Genomic DNA, 18,899 nt, shown 5'->3' with positions numbered 1-18,899 from the left:
GGAAGATTGATGACAACGTCAAAAGGGTTGCACATACTGTTGATTGAAGATGAAACCAGTATTGCGAAAAACATTGCACAATACATGGAACATAAGGGGCATGTATTAGATTTTGCAGTGAGAGGCGATCAAGGTCTTGAACTTGCGCTTAACACTTATTATGACGTTGTCATTCTTGACCTAAACTTGCCCCATTTAGACGGGCTATCGGTGTGCCAAGCCCTCAGAGAAAAAGCAGACCGGCATATACCAATTCTCATGCTAACAGCGCGCGACAGTATTGAAGATAAAGTCTCAGGGTTTAACAAAGGTACAGACGATTACTTAACGAAACCTTTTTCACTGCAAGAGCTAGAAGTGCGTTGTTTCGCTTTATCCAAACGCCACCTATTACAAACCCATGACAAACTTGAACTTGGCCCTTTAGTGGTTGACCGCAGAGGCAAAACTGCAAGCCGAGAAGGTGAACCACTGGCATTAAGCTCAATGGGGTTTAAAATTCTTACTATTTTAGCTGAAGCGCACCCACAAATAGTCAGTCGCTCGCAGTTAACGCAGCAGTTATGGGGCGATGCGCCCACTGAGTCAGATGCACTGCGCTCACATATTTACCAGCTACGAGCCGTTGTAGACAAGCCATTTGACACTCCCCTCATCAAAACCGTGTTTGGCGCAGGTTTTTCCCTGGCCATCGACGATAGTAATAAGAAATTATGAAAACCTCTTCCCCATCGTTTCATAGCTTAAGCAGTCGCATTATTTGGCGTTTTTGCATTTTTACACTGGTGATTTCGTCAATTTATGGCCTTATTACTCTGTCGTTTATGTACACCATTGAAGACAGTTTCATTGAGCGCAGTGTAGCGCAAGAAGCCAAGTATCTTCAGAGTACTTTTGCTTCAACAGGTACGTGGCCTGCGCCAAGGGCGTCTGGAATGCAACTGGCTTTTTCAGTGAATGAGCTGCCACACGATATAAAATCGCTTGCCGTTGAGGAGCCACAAAGAAAAGAGTTCTTCGGTCAAAACGGGCGCCACTATCATCTTTATCGGTTTGAAGACATTTCCGAAACATTCCTAGTCGCTGAGGTAAGCGAGCAGTTATTAGTACGGCCTATCCGAAGCGGTGTTATTCAGTTTTTAGTAATGAGCGCGGCAACGGTAACGATCATCGCGTGTTTGATAGCATGGTTTATTGGTCGGCGCACCACTCGCCCATTAAAAGAGCTGGCAAACGCCGTAGACGGGGTTGATATTGCAACATTGTCAGAGCAGTTTTCTTCTAAAGGATTTACTTACAATAAGCACTACCCCAACAATGAAGTGGGAATACTAGCCCATACGCTAGACAAAACACTAAAACGAATTGCATCAGCGATAGAGCGCGAGCGACGTTTTACACAAGATGTTAGCCATGAGTTACGAACGCCGCTTGCGGTCATAAAAAATGCCGTTGAAGTCGCAGAGCTTAACGCAAGCAGTGACGAAGCGGTTTTACAACGTATTGCCCACGCTGTTGATCAAATGAATAGGACTGTAGAGACTTTGCTCATGCTTGCTCGAGAAGAGCACAGTGCAGTGCGGTCTCAAACGGTTTCACTGATGCCAATTTTAGAAGCCGCAATTATAGACAACCGCCTATTGTTAGAGGGGAAATCCGTAGAGGTTGATATTAGCGATAGCTGTGACATACAGGTGTTAGCTGAACCCAATGTGCTGAAAGTCATTTTAGACAACATTGTAAGTAACGCATTTAAATACACGCTGCAAGGAAGCGTGACCTTCGCAATGCGCGATGGTGCATTACACGTCAAAGACACTGGCCCCGGGCTTCAAGAAGACATTGCTCAGTCGATAACCCAGCGTGGCGTTAAGGGCAAGCAAAGTACCGGGTTAGGTTTTGGCTTATCAATTGTTAGCCGACTTTGTGAACATCAGGGCTTCACATTAGACATATCAAGCCCTTCTGGCACGGAAGTTACTTTGCACTTTCTCGCGTAGTGCTATGCGAGTCAGCAGGACCAACATAGCGAAAATTGGAATAGCTGTCAGATGAGGTTTCGTTAATCTTGCTAAGAAATGCGAAGCGCCCTTGCATTGACATATTAATGTTTAAGGGCAGGATTATCTCCTGCTGTTTGGTAAACGACATAGTTACTTCCAGTTTGTCGATGGTCGCAGCAAAAACAGGAGAAAAACTTTCTGTGTTTGTTATATCTATTGTTGTGATGAACTTATTATTTACGTCGTAAACAAGAGTTCCCTTGAGATAAGATGAAGTGTTCGCACCTAACCGCTCAAACTGTACATCAAAGTCTGCATGAACCGCACTGTCAGTCACCACTTTTGTCGTTAAGCTATCAAAAACAATAAGTTCACTAAGCTTTACTACGGTATGTGAATGCTGGTTTTGTTTTTGACTGGCAAACGCTTGTTGTTCTTCAAACGTAGGAGCTCTTTGATTTTTTTGTAGTAGCGACCACTGATTCGCTTCACTCGTTTGAGGCGAAAACGCTTCTACACTGCTGGTTTCAGTCCCCTCTTCATTTTCATAGCGAGTAACGCGATACGAAAACTCATTCATGGGAGTTTTCTCAAAATCGGCTACAGCCTGTTCAATGGCTAATTTTAAACGTTTAAAGTCAGCCATTGTATTGTCGGCGCTCACATCGCTTTTAGCCGAAACGGTCAAAGGTGAAAGCAAAATTAATCCTGTGCTACAAAGCGCACAAACAGAACGTCTCAACGGCATTTTCATCAGCATTTACTACCTTATTAAACAATATTGGTAGAGTGCCTGAGGCTATGTGAAACCCACGTGAAATTGCTCTATAAAGAACATTTTTACCAACTATTTGAATAGCACTCCATCAATCGTTAAACTGGCTCTGTGTATTAATGAAATTACGTAGTAACCATGAGTAACCGTAAAGAGGACTTGCACAAGGCACTTCCTCCTGAGCCAGAAAAACCATTGCGTGACGACTGTTGCGGCGGTGGTGCGTGTTGCCCATGTATTTGGGATGTGTACTACGATAAGCTGGCTAAATGGAAAGAAGCTAAGCAAAAGCTTGAGTCTGAAAACGAGAACCAAGCACCCAATAACAACACAAACGAACCTGCTAAATAAATGGAAAGGCGCTAATTAGTAAGCGCATGAGCTAATAGCGTTTACCACTTCTTACTTTATATTCCACACTCACATAAAGCTCACAGCCAAACTCAGCATTTACAAACCTTCTATCTACTGCTATTTTGCTTAATCGATTAAGACAAGCCTTCCCAAAAGGATTTCAAAACGGCTTTCAAAGGTGCACTGTACCTTGTCTGGGCTATCTAACGAACGGTAATGAATTAAGCTCCCCCTTTCACACATTATAATGGACACGTTGAACTGGTAACGCTTACTTCACAGAAATGCTTGCTCGTAGTGCGCAAGAAAAACAAGCAAGCATATATAGAATTTTGGAGAGTTATCATGTCTATACGCAACGGCGTCCAACTAATCACTTATGCAGACCGTTTAGGCGATGGAAACATTGAAAGCCTGACCAACTTGTTGCAAGGGCCACTAAATGGGCTATTCACCGGTGTTCACGTGCTACCGTTTTATTATCCGTTTGATGGCGAAGATGCAGGCTTCGATCCTATCGACCATACATCGGTAGATAAGCGCCTAGGCAATTGGAGCAACATCAAAAAACTGGGTGAGTCGGTAGATATCATGGCCGACCTTATCGTTAACCATATGTCAGGGCAAAGCGAAGCTTTCGAAGACGTGCTGAAAAATGGCCGCGAATCTGAATATTGGCCACTATTTTTAACCAAAGAAGACGTATTCAAGGGCAACGACCAAGCGAAAATTGACGAACACATTGCCCAAGTATTTCGCCCTCGGCCAACGCCGTTTTTCAGTGACTATACTGTAGGCACACAAACTGCTAACCCAGAAACCGTGCCGTTTTGGACGACGTTTACCGCTAACCAAATTGATATTGATGTGGAGTCGAAACTAGGGAAAGAGTACCTTTCTTCTATTCTACAGTCGTTCACAGAAAGCAACGTGGATCTTATTCGATTAGATGCCGCAGGCTATGCGATTAAGCGCGCTGGTACAAACTGCTTTATGCTTGAAGAAACCTTTTCATTTATCGAAGCGCTATCAAACCGCGCTCGCGATATGGGTATGCAGTGCTTGGTAGAAATTCACAGCCACTATCAAACGCAAATAGAAATTGCGGCGCGCTGCGACAGTGTTTACGACTTTGCCTTGCCTCCGCTTGTACTGCATACGTTGTTTACTAAAAGCGCAGATGCCTTAGCACACTGGCTTTCTATCTCGCCGCGAAACTGCTTTACCGTTTTGGATACGCACGACGGTATCGGCATTGTTGATGTAGGTGCAAGTGGCGATAAACCTGGCCTTTTAGATGTCGCCGCAATAGACGCTTTAGTAGAGCAGATACATGAAAACTCGAACGGCGAATCTAAAAAAGCCACTGGCGCGGCAGCAAATAATGTCGACCTGTATCAGGTCAACTGCACCTACTACGATGCATTAGGTAAAGATGACTTTGCTTACTTAGTTGCTCGCGCTATTCAATTTTTCAGCCCGGGTATTCCACAAGTTTATTACGGTGGCCTATTTGCCGCCCATAATGACATGGCGCTTTTGGCGAAAACTAACGTAGGACGCGACATCAATCGCCCTTATTTGACTACCGCATTAATTGAAAATGCCGTTCAAAAACCTGTGGTTGAAGGCCTAATGCGGTTAATTAGGTTACGAAACGAATGCGATGCTTTTAATGGCGAATTCGACGTAAAATACACTAATGATGTTTTAGTGCTTTCATGGGAAAATAACAATGATACAGCGTCGTTAAATATAGACTTCAGCACAATGGAAGCAACCATCAATACTGTAACGGGCGGTGAAGAAAGTGCATTGCCTGTTCGCTCGTTACTTGGCTAGTGTAGGCTTTGGGCCAGACTTACATTTACTTCACAAGCGCTTTTATCTAAAGCGCTTATGTTCAATTAATACTATTTACATAACCTGTCTTAAAAACATAATTGGCATAAAGAAAATATGCATACTTGCGTAATGCTTATATATCGTCACAATGGATAGCGCATTTTTCGACCAATGGAGACAGGTATGACATCGTTTAACGCTTTGCTTGTAGAGAAACAGGAAGATAAATCATTCACTCGCAGTGTAACCCAGCGTTCGCTAAGCGACCTGCCAGAGGGCACCTTGCTCATTAAGGTGTACTACTCTTCGCTAAACTATAAAGATGCGCTGTCAGCAACTGGAAACCCAGGTGTAAGCAGAAACTTCCCCCACACTCCAGGAATTGATGCAGCTGGCACCGTAGTATCGTGTGACGACAACCGCTTCAAAGAGGGAGATGAAGTGATTGTGACTGGCTATGACTTAGGCATGAATACCGCTGGCGGATTCGGGGAGTACATACGCATTCCAAGCGAATGGGCAGTTGCTAAGCCAGATGGTCTAACGTTGAGGGAGTCGATGGTCATTGGAACCGCTGGCTTTACCGCTGGGCTTTCGGTACAAGGTTTGGTTGAGCATGGCGTTACACCAGACAAGGGAGAAATTTTAGTGACAGGTGCAACCGGAGGGGTGGGCTCTGTCGCCGTTGCACTACTAGCTAAAGCGGGTTACGACGTGGTTGCATGCACAGGAAAAGAAGCCCATGAGTCATTCTTAAAGACACTGGGCGCAAGTAAAGTGATTACGCGCGACGAACTATTAGAAAACAAAGAACGCCCTATGTTGAAAGAGCTGTACGCTGGCGCTGTCGACACCGTTGGTGGTGAATACTTGGCGCAGGCAATTAAAGCGACACAGTACGACGGCACGGTCACGTGCTGTGGCCTAACGGCCTCTGCTGAGCTTAACGTGAGTGTATTTCCGTTTATTCTACGTGGTGTGTCATTGTTGGGTATCGACTCTGTGCAGTGCCCTATGCCTCCAAGATTGAGATTGTGGGACAAGCTGGCCAGCGAATGGAAGCTAGACTCTCTTGATCACCTCACAGAAGAAATCACCCTGAACGGGGTAAGTGAAAAAATAGACGCAATTTTAAAGGGTCAGATTTCTGGCCGTACCTTAGTGAATTTAAAGGGCTAGTTCCTGGGCCAAGACAAATAACTACGCTGTAGACAACTAGATAAGCAGGCACTGCTATATCGTGCCTGCTTACGCTTTTATACTTTTTTAGAAGCCTTCTAAGACCAATTTACCAATGGCGCGACCTTCTTCTAAAACTTTATGCGCCTCGATTAAATTAGCCGCATTAATTTTGCCTAGGTGCTTGCCAACGGTAGTTTTGATTTTACCTTCATCAATTAAAGATGATACGTGATCGAGCAAGCGACTTTGCTCTGCCATATCGTCGGTTTCAAACATTGAACGCGTAAACATAAACTCCCAATGAAGTGACAAACTCTTTTGTTTAAGCTTCGAGATATCCAAACTGTCCGGGTCGTCAATTAGTGCCAACTTACCCTTTGGTTTCAACACTCCAACAAAAGCATCAACGTATTGGTGGGTGTTATTTAAGCTTGCAACGTGGGTAACTTCACCCACATTTAGCGCCTTTATTTGCTCGGCCATGGGTTTACTGTGATCGACAATGTGATCTGCACCAAGTTCTTTTACCCAATTTTTTGAGCTTTCTCGCGATGCCGTAGCAATGACTGTTGCACCCGTTAATGTTTTTAGTAACTGCACCATAATTGAGCCAACACCACCTGCGGCACCCACAACTAAAACAACTTCATCGCTCTTTTCGCTTTGCTGTTTTAGCGCTAGGTGATCGAACAGTAATTCATAAGCCGTGATCGTCGTTAACGGTAGTGCGGCAGCCTCGCTGTCAGACAGTGTTCGCGGCGCCTTACCAACAATACGTTCGTCAACTAGCTGATACTCAGCATTTGAACCTGAACGGGTTAAGTCGCCGGCGTAATAAACTCTATCGCCTACCGCAAACTCAGTGACATCAGCACCAATTTCAACCACTTCACCCACGGCGTCCCAACCGAGAACCTTAGGCTCACCGCCTTCTGGGTTTACACGGTGACGAATTTTGTAATCAACAGGGTTTACCGCAATGGCATTAATTTTAACCAGCAAGTCTCGCCCTGAGGCGCTCGGCTTTTTCGCCTCTAAATCCATCAATGCATTTGGTTCATTGATATCAAGTGAGTGGGTGTAGCCAATTACTTTCATCATTCATCTCTCCTTTGCGTAATAGCGTCATCATACCCCTGAGACAACATCGATAAACAGGGCAATAAAAGAAACACTATCAATTAACTTTTGATAATCGAGTTTTCATGGCCGTAAAAAAAGTGCTGAATTAAACAGCACTTTTTATTTAGCTTAGTGAAAAAACGTCGTGTCTATCGTTGTCGCTTGTACATTGCAGGTGCACCTTCACTTGGTGTGCTTGCTTTAATAAATTCACGTAGGTCTTGGTTCGATTGCTTTAAGTCGTCACGACGCAGATACATCATGTGACCACTGCGATACCCTTTAAAGCTTAGACGGTCTTTTAAGTTACCGCTCTGATCGAGCTGCCACATGGTATATTTAGCATCAAAGTAATTCGTTGCACCGTCGTAGTAACCCGCCTGAATCATGACATTCAAATACGGGTTTTGTGCCATTGCCAGTCGCAAATTCTCGCCTGTTTTATTGTTGCTTCTATCCCACGGGTGAACATTTCCAAACATGTTATATTTGGTGTCGGTTTTGTAGTTAAGTTCTTCTCGCAAGTAGTAGTTGATAGCAGGCGTGAACGAGTGAAGCCAAGAAGTTAGCTCTGCCCAGTAATCTGGGCGGTCGCCACTTTGTTTAGCATCAACACCAAGGTAACGACTGTCTAGGCGGCCCAGAGTTTTTCCTTCATCGCGAAGCAAATCTTTCCAGAAAAAGGCTGTGCTTACATCTAGGTTGTTTTGCGAAATTGACGCTTCACTTAATCCAGAGTAGCGCGCCATCGTTTTTAACACATCACGCTTTTCTGAATCACTAATAAAACCACCTTTTGCCAGCGCTGGAATAAGCGTGTTAATGGTAAAGTCTTCAACTTCTGGTAAAAGCTCGGTGAGATCTTTATTTTGTAGTTCAGGTTCCAGCTTGTTGTGAAACCAGGCTGCTGCCGCGAAATAAGGCAAACGATTAGCCGCTTTTACCGGGCCATTACGCTCAATGCCAATGTCGGTTGGCGATACTAGCACAACACCGTTTAAATACATCCACTGACGATTTTGAAGTTCAAGTGCTAAGCCTGAAACCCGCGTTGTTCCATAGCTTTCACCAATAAGGTATTTTGGAGAGCGCCAGCGATTATTACGTGTTACGAAGGTGTTTACCCAGTCTGCTAAGTAGCTTATGTCTGCATTTACCCCAAAGAACATTTTTTGCTGTTCATCTTGCGATGGCATGCTGCCATCGGCTTTGGGTAAAACTCGGCTATAACCTGTGTTTACGGGGTTAACAAACACAATGTCGGCTACGTCTAAAATTGAATAAGGATTGGTTTGAATACCGTAGGGTTGAACTGGGTACCCCTCTTCATCAATATTAAGAATGCGAGGGCCGGTGTACGCCACATGCATCCAAACAGACGCGGAGCCTGGCCCACCGTTAAATGAAATGATGAGCGGGCGCTTAGTATTTTCTTTGACGTCAGTTCGCTGATAGTAGGTATAAAACAGCGTTGCAACCGCTTCGTCTTTACTGTTCCATACAGGCTGGGTACCTGTTGTAGCGCTGTATTTTACGCGTTTACCTAGAATTTTTGTTTCGTGTTCTGTTACCACACTACTGTCAATCTCGATTGAGCGAGAGTGGGCTACCGCGCTTTGCTCTTTTTCAGCAGCAAAAGCGGTTATACTTACAAAGGCTAACATAGCAGCAGTTAGCCATGTCACGGCGGTACGTTTTTTGTGGCCTCGGCATAAGGGCGTCATATACGGTGTTGAAGAGTGTTTATTCATCATTATTTTTGTCTTTGGTTTGTGAAGAATTATTTGTTGTTCCCTAGTTGCTCAAGCCAATAGTTACTACTCAATAACCAACTACATTTTTGACCGATAGCACTACAGAGATACACTATATAGTGGTTAACAACTCAGCTTAACAATCAGCGATAAAACGGCCAATTTCTTCGATACTTTCCAAGTTATAAAGCCAAGAAAGGTTTTGCGAACCGGAACGCATGGCGTTTACTTTTCAGGGCTATACTTTTTAACGTGCGTAATGAGGTCTGGAAAAAACGCTAGAAAACTCTTTTCTATTTCTTGTTTATGATCACGTATATCGTCTACCGCCCTATGAAAAGTATTGGTGAACCGAATGCGCTTAGCTACCACAGAAATAGCCTTGGCAATGCCCTCCTCTTTGGCATAATCTTCAAACCAATCGTGGGTTATCATGTGACCTACGCTGTGCTGCATGGTTCTTGGCATGGTTGGCAATCGTTGTTCAAGTAGCGAAAAGCTTTGCTCCCTAAAGTCACCAAAGTCTTGTGTTGTAAACTTGTCCCAGTGCTTAATCAACAAGTGGTCGAAATAGATATCAAGCGCGACAGGTGCGAAGCGTCTGCGGCTTTTATCAAATAACGTTTTCGCTTCACGCACACTCTCATGGCTATCGGTAAATTTATCGACTTCGTAATGATTTTTTAAGCCCAGCAGTACTGCGCTACTATACGAGTTAACATCCACCCCTCGCCTAAAATCCCCCAACAAATTACCGAAATGAGAATCGGCGGTTGGACGGGCTAGGAAAAGGTGGGCAAGATAATTCATATATGTAACTCAGTGGCCTCGATTTTAAGTTGTAACGGGTTGTTCGTGTCAGGTAAAATTGCCGCTGAATTTCCAGTCGACAGAAAATGTGGCTAAATCAATATTAGTCAGTATGCCAAATTCAACCGTCACTGAAAAACTGTAGCACCTAAAACTGAGTTTCAACATGTCTGTAATTTCCACCTCTGAAGTCACGTCTTTACTTTCACCCATTAATGCGTTTTTACATTGCGAGACCCCGCAGTCGTGGATTGACGAAGCACAAAAAGAAGAAAACCTTCGGGTGATTCTTACCGATCACTTAATTTGTGAACTTAAAGCAGCTCAGTCTGCTATGTACCTCCTTCGCCGTTATGTGGCCGATGCAGAAACTAGTCAAGTGTTGTTAGGCTGGTTGAAGCCCTACGAGGACTTCACTTACCGTCATGAAGGCGATTGGCAATCACTCAATACCAAACACCTTTCAAAGAATGTGTTTAATGTTGAAGGTTTAGACCCGTTTAAAAAAGACATGCTAGACAAAATGGTGATGTTGATAAAAGAAGAACTTCATCACTTCTATCAGGTGCTCGAAATAATGCACGAGCTGGGTTTTGAATATAAATCAGTCACATCAAGTCGTTATGCCAATGGCTTACTACGCCATGTTCGCACTTATGAACCAGAAAAGCTTGTCGACAAACTCATTTGTGGTGCCTATATTGAAGCCCGTTCGTGCGAGCGCTTTGCAAAACTGGCCCCCTACGTTTCAGAAGATTTGGGTAAATTTTATGTATCATTGCTTCGCTCAGAAGCGAGACATTTTGAAGACTATCTTACCCTTGCAAAACAAATTGCCAAAAACGATATTTCAGAGCGCGTTGCCCATTTTGGAAGTGTTGAAAAGTCGCTTATTGAGAGTAATGATAATGAGCTTCGCTTTCACTCTGGAACGCCAAACTTTTATTAATCTGACTAGGCCGTTTATTTATCAAACAATTTATATTGACGGCCTTTAATTTCTGCTGCACACTCAAATTGTAAATATATTGTTAACGGCAGTGTTTGGCGCTTAGCGCCGCGTTCGTGTTTAGTTGGTTTTACGGTCTTTCCGTGTGTTCTCCCTGCCTCACAACAATATTTTCTTAAAATAAAAACGTTTGTGAACAAGGCAGGACTTTATGATTTTAAATCATCTTATTGGTATATACACTCACCCTAAGGAAGAGTGGCAAACCATTGACACAAAACACGAAACCTATTTTTACGCGCTTACGCATATTGCTTTCATTGCACTTATCCCTTCACTTGTGGCTTATTTCTCCAGCGCCCATACCGGTTGGAGTATTGGAGCTGGTGACGTAATCCGATTAAGTGAGAATACAGCCATTATGATGAGTATTGGCATGTACTTTGGGTTGATTGCAGGTGTGGTAGCACTCGCGGTGTTGACCCATGAATTAGCGAAAGCCTTTGAAGCTGCGCCAACATACACGCAATCGTTAGAACTCGCCGCTTACACAGCCACACCTTTATTTATGGTGGGCTTCGCTGGCTTGTACCCGGAACTGTGGGTACTGATGACAGCGCTGCTAGTGGGCATCAGCTACTCGGTTTACCTACTTTATTCTGGCGTACCTATTTTAATGCATATGCCTGAAGATAAGGGCTTTATCTACTCAAGCTCGGTAGTAACGTGCGGGTTGGTGTTACTAGTTATTCTAATGGCAGGCACGGTGTTGGTTTGGGGGTTATCCGGTGGACCTGTATTCGTTCACTAGCGCCTATTAAACTAACAACTCAAAACTTACCAAAAAGCGTTTATCAGAAAATATTCAAAGAACGTATTAAAAAGCCGCTTTAAAAGCGGCTTTTCTGTCTAGCATTTCATTTGCCATTAATCGGCTGAGTCGATGTTATGAACATCAAGATTGCTAAGTTCAGCTTGAACTACTGGGGCTTTTCTTGATTTCTCACCACGCGACAAATCAATGCGCTCAAGGTATTCCTGATCGATATCTGCAGTAATGTAGTTACCATCAAAAACTGACGTTTCAAAACGTTGGATCGATTCATTCTCTTCGCGAACGGCATCAACCAAATCAGAAATATCTTGGAAAATAAGTCCATCGGCTTGAATAAGCTCTGCAATTTGGTCTATTTCACGGCCATAAGCAATCAGTTCGTTGGCTGACGGCATATCGATACCGTACACATTAGGGAAGCGAATCTCTGGCGCAGCTGACGCAAAGTAAACTTTCTTCGCACCCGACTCGCGGGCCATCTCAATAATTTGACCAGAGGTAGTACCGCGAACAATGGAGTCATCGACAAGTAGTACGCTCTTGCCTTTGAACTCAGATGAAATTGCGTTTAGCTTACGGCGCACTGATTTCTTACGCATAGTTTGGCCTGGCATAATAAACGTGCGGCCAATGTAGCGATTTTTAACGAAGCCTTGTCGATAAGGTAAGTCAAGGGTGTTGGCGATTTGAAGCGCCACATCCATCGACGTTTCTGGAATAGGTATAACCACGTCGATATCAAGATCTGCCCACTCGCGCTTAATTTTCTCACCTAGCTTACGGCCCATATTCACGCGTGACGCGTAAACTGAAATGCCGTCAATAAAACTGTCTGGACGAGCAAAGTAAACAAACTCGAAAATACACGGCGAAGTCACTGGGTTTTCAGCACACTGTCTAGTGTGCAGCTGACCTTCTTCGGTTATAAATACCGCTTCGCCCGGCATAACATCGCGCACAAACTGGAAGCCTACAGCGTCAATTGCAACACTTTCAGACGCTACCATCCACTCTTCGCCTAGCTCACTCATACGCTTACCTAGCGCTAGAGGGCGGATGCCGTGTGGGTCGCGAAACGCTACAATACCTTGACCAATGATGGCCGCTACAACGGCGTAAGCACCGCGGATTTTTTTGTGAACCTTCGTTACCACTTCAAAAATGTGTTCTGCACTAACACTTAAACCCGCTACTTGCTGAAGTTCATGAGCAAGAATATTAAGCAGTAACTCTGAGTCTGAGGTGGTGTTAATGTGACGGCGTGCAATGCGGAACACTTCTTCTTGTAACTCATGCGCGTTGGTTAAGTTACCGTTATGCGCAAAGGCAATGCCAAATGGTGAGTTAACATAAAAAGGCTGCGCTTCAGCGGAACTAGACGTACCTGCGGTCGGGTAGCGAACATGACCGATCCCCATGTTGCCAGACAACCTTTTCATATGACGTGTGTGGAAAACATCTCGAACCAGACCATTTGCCTTACGCAAATTAAACATATTTTGGTCGATAGTCATTATGCCTGCGGCATCCTGTCCACGGTGTTGAATAACCGTTAGACCGTCGTACAGAGACTGAGCTACGGGCGTTTTACCAACTATTCCGACTATACCACACATGTGCGTTACCTATATCAAGCGGGATTTAAGAAACTGGAGGAGTCTTTCACATAGCTGAAAAACCACTCAATGATGACACCAAACTCGGGTAAGAGTACAGACGCTTGCCACCATGTTGATGAGGCTGCGCTTGTAAAAGTGTCCATGAAAAAGAGCAATGCGCTAACTATAAGCACGCCACGCAATGCACCAAAAACTATACCGAGGGCTCTGTCTGTACCTGACAACCCCGTTGCCTGAACCAGCTGGCTAATCGCGTAATTGATCATGCCGCCTAGAATGAGCGTTGTGACAAATAGCGCAGCAATCGCAGCACCATTTTTTAAATAGAAATCGTCAATGGCTGTAAAGTAAACGGCGAGGTCAGCGTAGAAGTTGCTTGAAATAAAGAGTGCAGCAAACCATACCACTAACGAGATGGCTTCTTTAACAAACCCTCTAATAAGGCTTATTAAGGTAGATACCGCAATGATACCCAGTATGGAAAAGTCTACCCAGTTCATCGTCTCTTTATTGCGTTGATGTTGCCTTTTATCGTTAAGCAACGAGCCTTTGGCGAGATGGCGCGCATTCTAACAGAAGATAGAAATATTACTAGTCTGTAATACCGGTTACTGTTATTCCACTTGTCGTATATCTGAGTATAAGAAGAGAGAATGCGCACTACTCAACTTTGAACGTAGTAACTTTGCCTTTAAGGCTTGTTAGCTCTTTTAAGTGTGGTAAGGCCGACTCAAGTTTCTTTTTATCTAAATCAGGGCCCACAAACACTTTATTTAGCGGGCCAGAACTTGTCTGAATTTTACGGCTAAATGCCCGGTACCCTGCTTTTTCCAGCTTCCCTAACAGCGCTTTTACATTTTTCTCGTGACGAAAGCTTCCAAGTTGAATCACCCAGCCCGCGTCATCATCAGCCCCTGCACTTTTTGTTTCAATAACCGTTTGGCTAGCAAGCCTGTCTTCTTCTTCAAATGCTTTTGACTTAGCCGCTTTCGCAACAATAGTACTGCCGTTAACACTGCCTTGATCAGAGGTGGGCTTGTCATCTAAAGCCACCTCATCTTCAATTTCAACAGTAGGTACTGCTGCTTTGGCTACTCGCTCTGAGGGGAAAGATTCAGGCTCTACAATGGGCTTTTTAGGAGGATTAGCAGGTACAGAGACAAAAGGCTCTCTGTTAGTTTGCTTTTTGCCATCAAGGAAGTCTGGTAAGAAGATGACTGCCAAGGCGACAATAATAATCGTTCCCACCAGTCTATTCTTTAATGCCGATGTCACTGTGCTCTCCTGCTTGAATACACGTTTTACTTTTACAATGCGCGTGTTAGTTTTGCCCAGCAAGCACGTCTGCTACGGTAACAAAAGAACCAAAAACGAGAATAAGTTCACCAGTTTGATAATCTGCAAGCGCGCGCTGATATGCTGAGGTTACGCTATGAAACGAGTCTATATTCTCTATGGTTGTGCCAGCATTAACAAGTGCATTTTCAAGTACTTCTGCTTTACAACCTCGCGGGCCGTTCGTTGAGGCTGCGTACCATTTTGCATCAAGCTCAGCCAGTGGAGCCAAAGTTTCGGCGATAGATTTGTCTTTCAGCATACCAACCACAATACGCATTTTGCTCACGTCAAAGCGGTTTAGCCAGCTTTTCATGGCTGAAGTAGCTTGCGGATTATGAGCTACATCAACAACCACAAGTGGTGATTCGCTAATGGTTTGTTGACGGCCTGGCATGGTGGTGTTTTCAATAATATCTTTAAGTACCTGTTCTTGCGGCAGTAAATCAAGCACCTCAAGAGCAGCCAATGCTGTGCTGGCATTTTGCAGAGGAATATTAGGATAAGGCAGCGATTTAAAGCTGTTGTCTTTCCCTTTCCAGCTCCATTCGCTGTAATCACTTGCCACTACCGTTACAAAATCTTGTGTAGCCCAGCGAACGTTTGCCTGTAACTCATTAGCCACATCGTAAAGCGATGATGGTGGGAACAATTCACCCACCACTGCATTGCCATTTTGGCGCATTATGCCCGCTTTCTCTCGAGCAATTTTTTCGCGGGTATTGCCCAGCCAATCTTGGTGATCAAGATCGATAGTGGTAATAACGGCAAGGTCTGGGTCGATAATATTGGTAGCATCTAGTCGACCACCCAGCCCGACTTCAAGAATAACTACATCAACAGCCCACGACTGCATCATTTTCATTGCGGCCAAGGTGCCAAATTCAAAGTAGGTTAACGTGATTGGATCGCCGTCTGTGTCTTTTCGCGCTTTTTCAACAAACTCAAAAGCGTCAACGAATTCACTTGCTGGCGGCAATTCGCCGTTGTAACGCACGCGTTCACGGTAGTCTGTTAAGTGCGGAGAGCTGTATACCGCAACACTTTTACCTTGCGACAGCATGGCTTGTTCGAGTAAGCGACACGTTGTGCCTTTACCGTTTGTGCCTGCAACAGTAATAACCAAAGACTGGCTGAGCGATAACGCCATGGCAGTAGCCACCGCTTTCACTCTGTCTAGCCCCATGTCAATGGCGCTAGGATGAATAGATTCTAGGTAGGATAACCACTGGCTCAGGCTTTTTTGCGAAGCTGAAGACGCTGAGGCGTTTTCTGCGTGTGGCGCTGAGCCAGTATTTAGATTGTTTTCGTTATTCACTAATTCTTATAATGCAACTTAACCAACAGGCTGTGTAATCTATCACGCATATCTCTGCGGTCAACAATCATATCAATTGCACCTTTCTCAACAAGGAACTCACTGCGCTGGAAACCTTCCGGTAGCTTTTCTCTAACTGTTTGTTCAATAACACGAGGACCCGCGAAACCGATTAGTGCTTTTGGCTCTGCCACGTTAACGTCGCCAAGCATAGCCAAGCTAGCAGAAACACCACCCATTGTAGGGTCAGTAAGTACGCTAATATAAGGTAGGCCTTTTTTGCTCATTTTGGCAAGCGCTGCTGAGGTTTTAGCCATTTGCATTAATGACATCAGTGCTTCTTGCATACGCGCACCACCACTTGCACTAAAGCAAATAAGTGGCATGTCGTTTTCTAAACACGCGTTAACAGCTGCAACGAAACGTGCGCCCACCACTGAAGCCATTGAACCGCCCATGAATGCAAACTCAAAACAAGCTACAACAACAGGCATGCCTTTTAGCTTGCCCTGCATAACCACTAATGCGTCTTTCTCGTTTGTTGCTTTTTGTGCAGCAACAATGCGGTCTTTGTAACGCTTAGAGTCTTTAAATTTAAGTACGTCTTGTGGCTCGTGCTCTGCGCCTAATTCAACGCGATCGCCTTCGTCTAGGAACGCGTCTACGCGTCGACGGGCCGTAATACGCATGTGGTGGTCACATTTAGGACATACTTCCTGAAGTTTTTCCAGTTCGCTTTTATATAACACAGCTTGGCATGAACCACATTTTGTCCAAATACCTTCTGGTACATTGCCTTTGGTTGATGTTTGTGTGCGCGGAAGAATTTTTTGAATCCAGCTCATGGAAATTGAATCCTATGTTTTTTGATTGCCGGCCATGACGATTGATGATTGTTCATTCTTGTGGCCGACAACTCATTAAATTTTTAAGTTTCATACTGTATTACAAAGAAAAAATGCGTAACACAATAGAACAGCTACCTAATATAGCGCGCTATTAGACCACAATACAACGAAATGGAAAAAACAAAACTGGTCTTAGAAGTTGACTGCTATCAATAGCCTCGCCGTTGCCGCTCCCTAAGCAACTCACAAGAATGTTGAAAAACCTTCGCAGGTTCGAAGCTAATAGCGAGGTTTAGCACTCCACTTTGGGGAATTGGTTTACGCCCGAGTGGCGCTCAATAGACCGTTGCCTTTCGCCGCTTTCAACAAAATGTTTAAGTGCGGTATCAATCTCATGCTTTAAAGAATCTAAGCCCGAGCGAATTATAAACACTAAATTTACGCCACTTATAACATTCGGTGATTGATAAAACGTTGTAGAACAAAATTTTTCGTCAAACATCACTGAACGCGCGTTATATTCATTCATTATCGCGAAGTCGCAGCGCCCTTTTGACAACATCATCGCCATTGTAAATTGGCTGCTTGAATTCACTCTCGTAATATAACGCTTGTCGTCATCAAAAAAGCGTTGCAAAACAGGATAAGTAAATCCGTAACGAGTACAAATACTAGTGGCGAAATTTTCTGCGGGGATAAACGGACTATTAAAGTTTGATGTCGCGTACATGTAGCTATTGTGCTGCATAAGAACATCGCTAATGAGAAAGTCATTGGGCGTATCTATCCAGCGTTCAGACGATAAAAATACATCAACGGCTCTCGATTCAAGAAGGCTCTCGCTTCTAGCACGATTAGAGTCTAAGTATTTAACAGAAAACTGGCTTGATAACTTTTGTGAGGCAAAAAAGTCGACTACAACACCTTGATAGGCCTGTGAATCGGTATCGAAATATAAATAAGGTGGCGAGCCTGGTGTATTGACCGCGAACCTTATGCTGGAAACTTTCCCTTGGGCGTAAGCAAAACAAAAAAGTGAGGTAAAGCACGCTGCGGGGCCAAGCATTTTTAATAAGCACTTTAAAAGGGACATGCCCAATTCCTTTGTATTTCTATTCACAGCAAGAAATAATTCGTGATTAATATGCTAATTTAATTTCGTTCCACGCCACATACAATATTTTACTCTTTAAAAAACGTTGAATGCTACAGATAGTCAGATTTTCGATATCTGAGCATTGCAAAGTTCCTTTTGAGTTACTACAAGCGCCTAGCCTAACTAGTCTGGAAGGAAAACTGGTCCTAGCGGCCCTTTAGGCAAGTCGTGCTCGTTTGGATAAGTAACATCAACCAAATATAAGCCATTCGGTTTGGCCGTTGCCGCAGATTTACTTCTGTCTTTCAAGCTTAATAGGTGCGCAATCCAATTAACGTCTTGCTCCCCTGCCCCGATTTCGACAAGCGCCCCCGTTATATTACGAACCATGTGATGTAAAAATGCGTTTGCGCGAATATCAATTATCACATAGCGCCCTTGGCGAGAAACGCTTACGTCTGTCACGTTTCGAAATGGAGTATTGCTTTGGCAAAGTGCAGCACGAAAAGATGTAAAGTCTTGCTCTCCCAAAAGGGCTTGAGCAGCTTGATGCATTTTGTTTTCGTCTAGCTCGCGATGTATATGAGTGACACCAGAATGCAAAATAGCCGGACGCATTTTTGCGTTGTGAATAACATAGCGGTAGCGGCGGTGGGTGGCAGAAAAGCGAGCGTGAAAATCGTCACTTACGTTTTTTGCCCAAGTAACAGCAACAGAGTTTGGCAGATTCGCATTTACGCCCAGTGTCCATGCACGCACTGAGCGCGGCGCATCACAATTGAAGTGAACAACTTGTCCGGTAGCGTGCACGCCTGCGTCGGTGCGCCCGGCGCACTGCACTTCTATGGGTTCATTGGCTACTGTCGATAGCGCCTTTTCAAGATGCTCTTGAACACTTGGTACTTCGCGCTGGCGTTGCCAACCGAAAACAGCAGCACCGTCGTACTCAATTCCTAAGGCAATTCGCCCCATATCTGTTTTACCCTGTAACTTAAAAAGGCGCTAAGTGTAGTCATCTCGCAGGCAACATGCAACGGTGCTAGTGAGCAAAGCT

General features: G+C 44.4%; 18 protein-coding genes. 7 read left to right on the top strand and 11 right to left on the bottom strand.

Features of this window, described 5'->3' with window-relative positions; genetic code table 11:
• Positions 1-9: 9 nt before the first annotated feature.
• Positions 10-717, top strand: a complete 708-nt coding sequence (locus ACHUFN_RS15275) for a response regulator transcription factor (RefSeq protein ID WP_394223296.1) — start codon at positions 10-12, stop codon at positions 715-717.
• The gene (locus ACHUFN_RS15270; protein ID WP_394223295.1) at positions 714-2,000 is read left to right on the top strand and encodes a sensor histidine kinase; all 1,287 of its coding nucleotides are present in this window, start codon (positions 714-716) and stop codon (positions 1,998-2,000) included. The genes ACHUFN_RS15275 and ACHUFN_RS15270 overlap by 4 nt, the downstream gene beginning before the upstream one ends.
• On the opposite strand, the gene ACHUFN_RS15265 is transcribed toward ACHUFN_RS15270, so the two are convergent.
• A complete protein-coding gene (locus tag ACHUFN_RS15265; protein WP_394223294.1) occupies positions 1,978-2,703 on the bottom strand; it encodes a hypothetical protein in 726 nt (241 codons plus the stop codon). The two genes, ACHUFN_RS15270 and ACHUFN_RS15265, sit on opposite strands and share 23 nt — an antisense overlap.
• A 213-nt stretch (positions 2,704-2,916) precedes the next feature.
• On the opposite strand from ACHUFN_RS15265, the gene ACHUFN_RS15260 reads away from it, so the two are divergent.
• From ACHUFN_RS15260 to ACHUFN_RS15250, 3 genes are all read left to right on the top strand, one after another.
• Entirely contained in the window at positions 2,917-3,129 is a 213-nt protein-coding gene (locus tag ACHUFN_RS15260) for an oxidoreductase-like domain-containing protein (protein WP_394223293.1), read from the top strand.
• Positions 3,130-3,477: 348 nt separating this feature from the next.
• Positions 3,478-4,974, top strand: a complete 1,497-nt coding sequence (gene gtfA / locus ACHUFN_RS15255) for a sucrose phosphorylase (protein WP_394223291.1) — start codon at positions 3,478-3,480, stop codon at positions 4,972-4,974.
• Positions 4,975-5,160: 186 nt separating this feature from the next.
• Positions 5,161-6,156 (top strand): YhdH/YhfP family quinone oxidoreductase, encoded by a 996-nt coding sequence (locus ACHUFN_RS15250; RefSeq protein ID WP_394223290.1) that lies wholly within the window; start codon positions 5,161-5,163, stop codon positions 6,154-6,156.
• A gap of 87 nt (positions 6,157-6,243) precedes the next feature.
• Here ACHUFN_RS15250 and ACHUFN_RS15245 read toward each other — a convergent pair whose 3' ends face one another.
• The 3 genes from ACHUFN_RS15245 to ACHUFN_RS15235 all read right to left on the bottom strand — a co-directional run bounded on the left by ACHUFN_RS15245 (position 6,244) and on the right by ACHUFN_RS15235 (position 9,845).
• Positions 6,244-7,257 (bottom strand): zinc-binding alcohol dehydrogenase family protein, encoded by a 1,014-nt coding sequence (locus ACHUFN_RS15245; protein ID WP_394223327.1) that lies wholly within the window; start codon positions 7,255-7,257, stop codon positions 6,244-6,246.
• Positions 7,258-7,430: 173 nt separating this feature from the next.
• Positions 7,431-8,945: a S10 family peptidase gene (locus ACHUFN_RS15240; protein ID WP_394223326.1), complete on the bottom strand. Its 1,515-nt coding sequence runs from the start codon at positions 8,943-8,945 to the stop codon at positions 7,431-7,433.
• A 315-nt stretch (positions 8,946-9,260) separates the two neighbouring features.
• Positions 9,261-9,845 carry an acyl carrier protein phosphodiesterase gene (locus ACHUFN_RS15235; protein ID WP_394223288.1) on the bottom strand — a complete coding sequence of 195 codons (585 nt, stop codon included), beginning with the start codon at positions 9,843-9,845 and terminating at the stop codon, positions 9,261-9,263.
• Positions 9,846-10,011: 166 nt separating this feature from the next.
• On the opposite strand from ACHUFN_RS15235, the gene miaE reads away from it, so the two are divergent.
• Both miaE and ACHUFN_RS15225 read left to right on the top strand, forming a co-directional pair.
• Positions 10,012-10,794: a tRNA isopentenyl-2-thiomethyl-A-37 hydroxylase MiaE gene (miaE, locus tag ACHUFN_RS15230; protein WP_394223287.1), complete on the top strand. Its 783-nt coding sequence runs from the start codon at positions 10,012-10,014 to the stop codon at positions 10,792-10,794.
• A gap of 211 nt (positions 10,795-11,005) precedes the next feature.
• A complete protein-coding gene (locus ACHUFN_RS15225) occupies positions 11,006-11,605 on the top strand; it encodes a Yip1 family protein (protein ID WP_394223286.1) in 600 nt (199 codons plus the stop codon).
• Positions 11,606-11,721: 116 nt separating this feature from the next.
• Here ACHUFN_RS15225 and purF read toward each other — a convergent pair whose 3' ends face one another.
• The 7 genes from purF to truA all read right to left on the bottom strand — a co-directional run bounded on the left by purF (position 11,722) and on the right by truA (position 18,817).
• On the bottom strand, positions 11,722-13,245 hold the full coding sequence (purF, locus tag ACHUFN_RS15220; protein ID WP_394223285.1) for an amidophosphoribosyltransferase: 1,524 nt from the start codon (positions 13,243-13,245) through the stop codon (positions 11,722-11,724).
• A 14-nt stretch (positions 13,246-13,259) separates the two neighbouring features.
• Positions 13,260-13,748, bottom strand: a complete 489-nt coding sequence (locus tag ACHUFN_RS15215; protein WP_394223284.1) for a CvpA family protein — start codon at positions 13,746-13,748, stop codon at positions 13,260-13,262.
• A 160-nt stretch (positions 13,749-13,908) separates the two neighbouring features.
• Positions 13,909-14,523, bottom strand: coding sequence for an SPOR domain-containing protein (locus tag ACHUFN_RS15210; protein WP_394223283.1), 615 nt, complete (start codon positions 14,521-14,523; stop codon positions 13,909-13,911).
• A gap of 46 nt (positions 14,524-14,569) precedes the next feature.
• Positions 14,570-15,901 (bottom strand): bifunctional tetrahydrofolate synthase/dihydrofolate synthase, encoded by a 1,332-nt coding sequence (folC, locus tag ACHUFN_RS15205; protein WP_394223282.1) that lies wholly within the window; start codon positions 15,899-15,901, stop codon positions 14,570-14,572.
• Positions 15,901-16,746 (bottom strand): acetyl-CoA carboxylase, carboxyltransferase subunit beta, encoded by an 846-nt coding sequence (gene accD, locus ACHUFN_RS15200; protein ID WP_394223281.1) that lies wholly within the window; start codon positions 16,744-16,746, stop codon positions 15,901-15,903. The genes folC and accD overlap by 1 nt, the downstream gene beginning before the upstream one ends.
• Before the next feature lie 295 nt (positions 16,747-17,041).
• Complete coding sequence (locus ACHUFN_RS15195; RefSeq protein ID WP_394223280.1) at positions 17,042-17,842, bottom strand: substrate-binding periplasmic protein; 801 nt, start codon at positions 17,840-17,842, stop codon at positions 17,042-17,044.
• 186 nt (positions 17,843-18,028) lie between these two features.
• Positions 18,029-18,817, bottom strand: coding sequence for a tRNA pseudouridine(38-40) synthase TruA (gene truA, locus ACHUFN_RS15190; protein WP_394223279.1), 789 nt, complete (start codon positions 18,815-18,817; stop codon positions 18,029-18,031).
• Positions 18,818-18,899: the final 82 nt, after the last annotated feature.

Source organism: Alteromonas gracilis (assembly GCF_043642145.1).
In the GTDB taxonomy this organism is placed as follows: domain Bacteria; phylum Pseudomonadota; class Gammaproteobacteria; order Enterobacterales; family Alteromonadaceae; genus Alteromonas; species Alteromonas gracilis_B.
Note: the sequence above shows the minus strand (reverse complement) of the source record. Positions and strands in the feature narration are given on the sequence as shown.

What these genes read in the sequence shown, in the direction of transcription:
- ACHUFN_RS15275 (WP_394223296.1), top strand. Translation starts at nt 10, where the DNA reads ATGACAACGTCAAAAGGGTTGCACATACTGTTGATTGAAGATGAAACC.
- ACHUFN_RS15270 (WP_394223295.1), top strand. Translation starts at nt 714, where the DNA reads ATGAAAACCTCTTCCCCATCGTTTCATAGCTTAAGCAGTCGCATTATT.
- ACHUFN_RS15260 (WP_394223293.1), top strand. Translation starts at nt 2,917, where the DNA reads ATGAGTAACCGTAAAGAGGACTTGCACAAGGCACTTCCTCCTGAGCCA.
- gtfA (WP_394223291.1), top strand. Translation starts at nt 3,478, where the DNA reads ATGTCTATACGCAACGGCGTCCAACTAATCACTTATGCAGACCGTTTA.
- ACHUFN_RS15250 (WP_394223290.1), top strand. Translation starts at nt 5,161, where the DNA reads ATGACATCGTTTAACGCTTTGCTTGTAGAGAAACAGGAAGATAAATCA.
- ACHUFN_RS15245 (WP_394223327.1), bottom strand. Translation starts at nt 7,257, where the DNA reads ATGAAAGTAATTGGCTACACCCACTCACTTGATATCAATGAACCAAAT.
- ACHUFN_RS15240 (WP_394223326.1), bottom strand. Translation starts at nt 8,945, where the DNA reads ATGTTAGCCTTTGTAAGTATAACCGCTTTTGCTGCTGAAAAAGAGCAA.
- ACHUFN_RS15235 (WP_394223288.1), bottom strand. Translation starts at nt 9,845, where the DNA reads ATGAATTATCTTGCCCACCTTTTCCTAGCCCGTCCAACCGCCGATTCT.
- miaE (WP_394223287.1), top strand. Translation starts at nt 10,012, where the DNA reads ATGTCTGTAATTTCCACCTCTGAAGTCACGTCTTTACTTTCACCCATT.
- ACHUFN_RS15225 (WP_394223286.1), top strand. Translation starts at nt 11,006, where the DNA reads ATGATTTTAAATCATCTTATTGGTATATACACTCACCCTAAGGAAGAG.
- purF (WP_394223285.1), bottom strand. Translation starts at nt 13,245, where the DNA reads ATGTGTGGTATAGTCGGAATAGTTGGTAAAACGCCCGTAGCTCAGTCT.
- ACHUFN_RS15215 (WP_394223284.1), bottom strand. Translation starts at nt 13,748, where the DNA reads ATGAACTGGGTAGACTTTTCCATACTGGGTATCATTGCGGTATCTACC.
- accD (WP_394223281.1), bottom strand. Translation starts at nt 16,746, where the DNA reads ATGAGCTGGATTCAAAAAATTCTTCCGCGCACACAAACATCAACCAAA.
- ACHUFN_RS15195 (WP_394223280.1), bottom strand. Translation starts at nt 17,842, where the DNA reads ATGTCCCTTTTAAAGTGCTTATTAAAAATGCTTGGCCCCGCAGCGTGC.
- truA (WP_394223279.1), bottom strand. Translation starts at nt 18,817, where the DNA reads ATGGGGCGAATTGCCTTAGGAATTGAGTACGACGGTGCTGCTGTTTTC.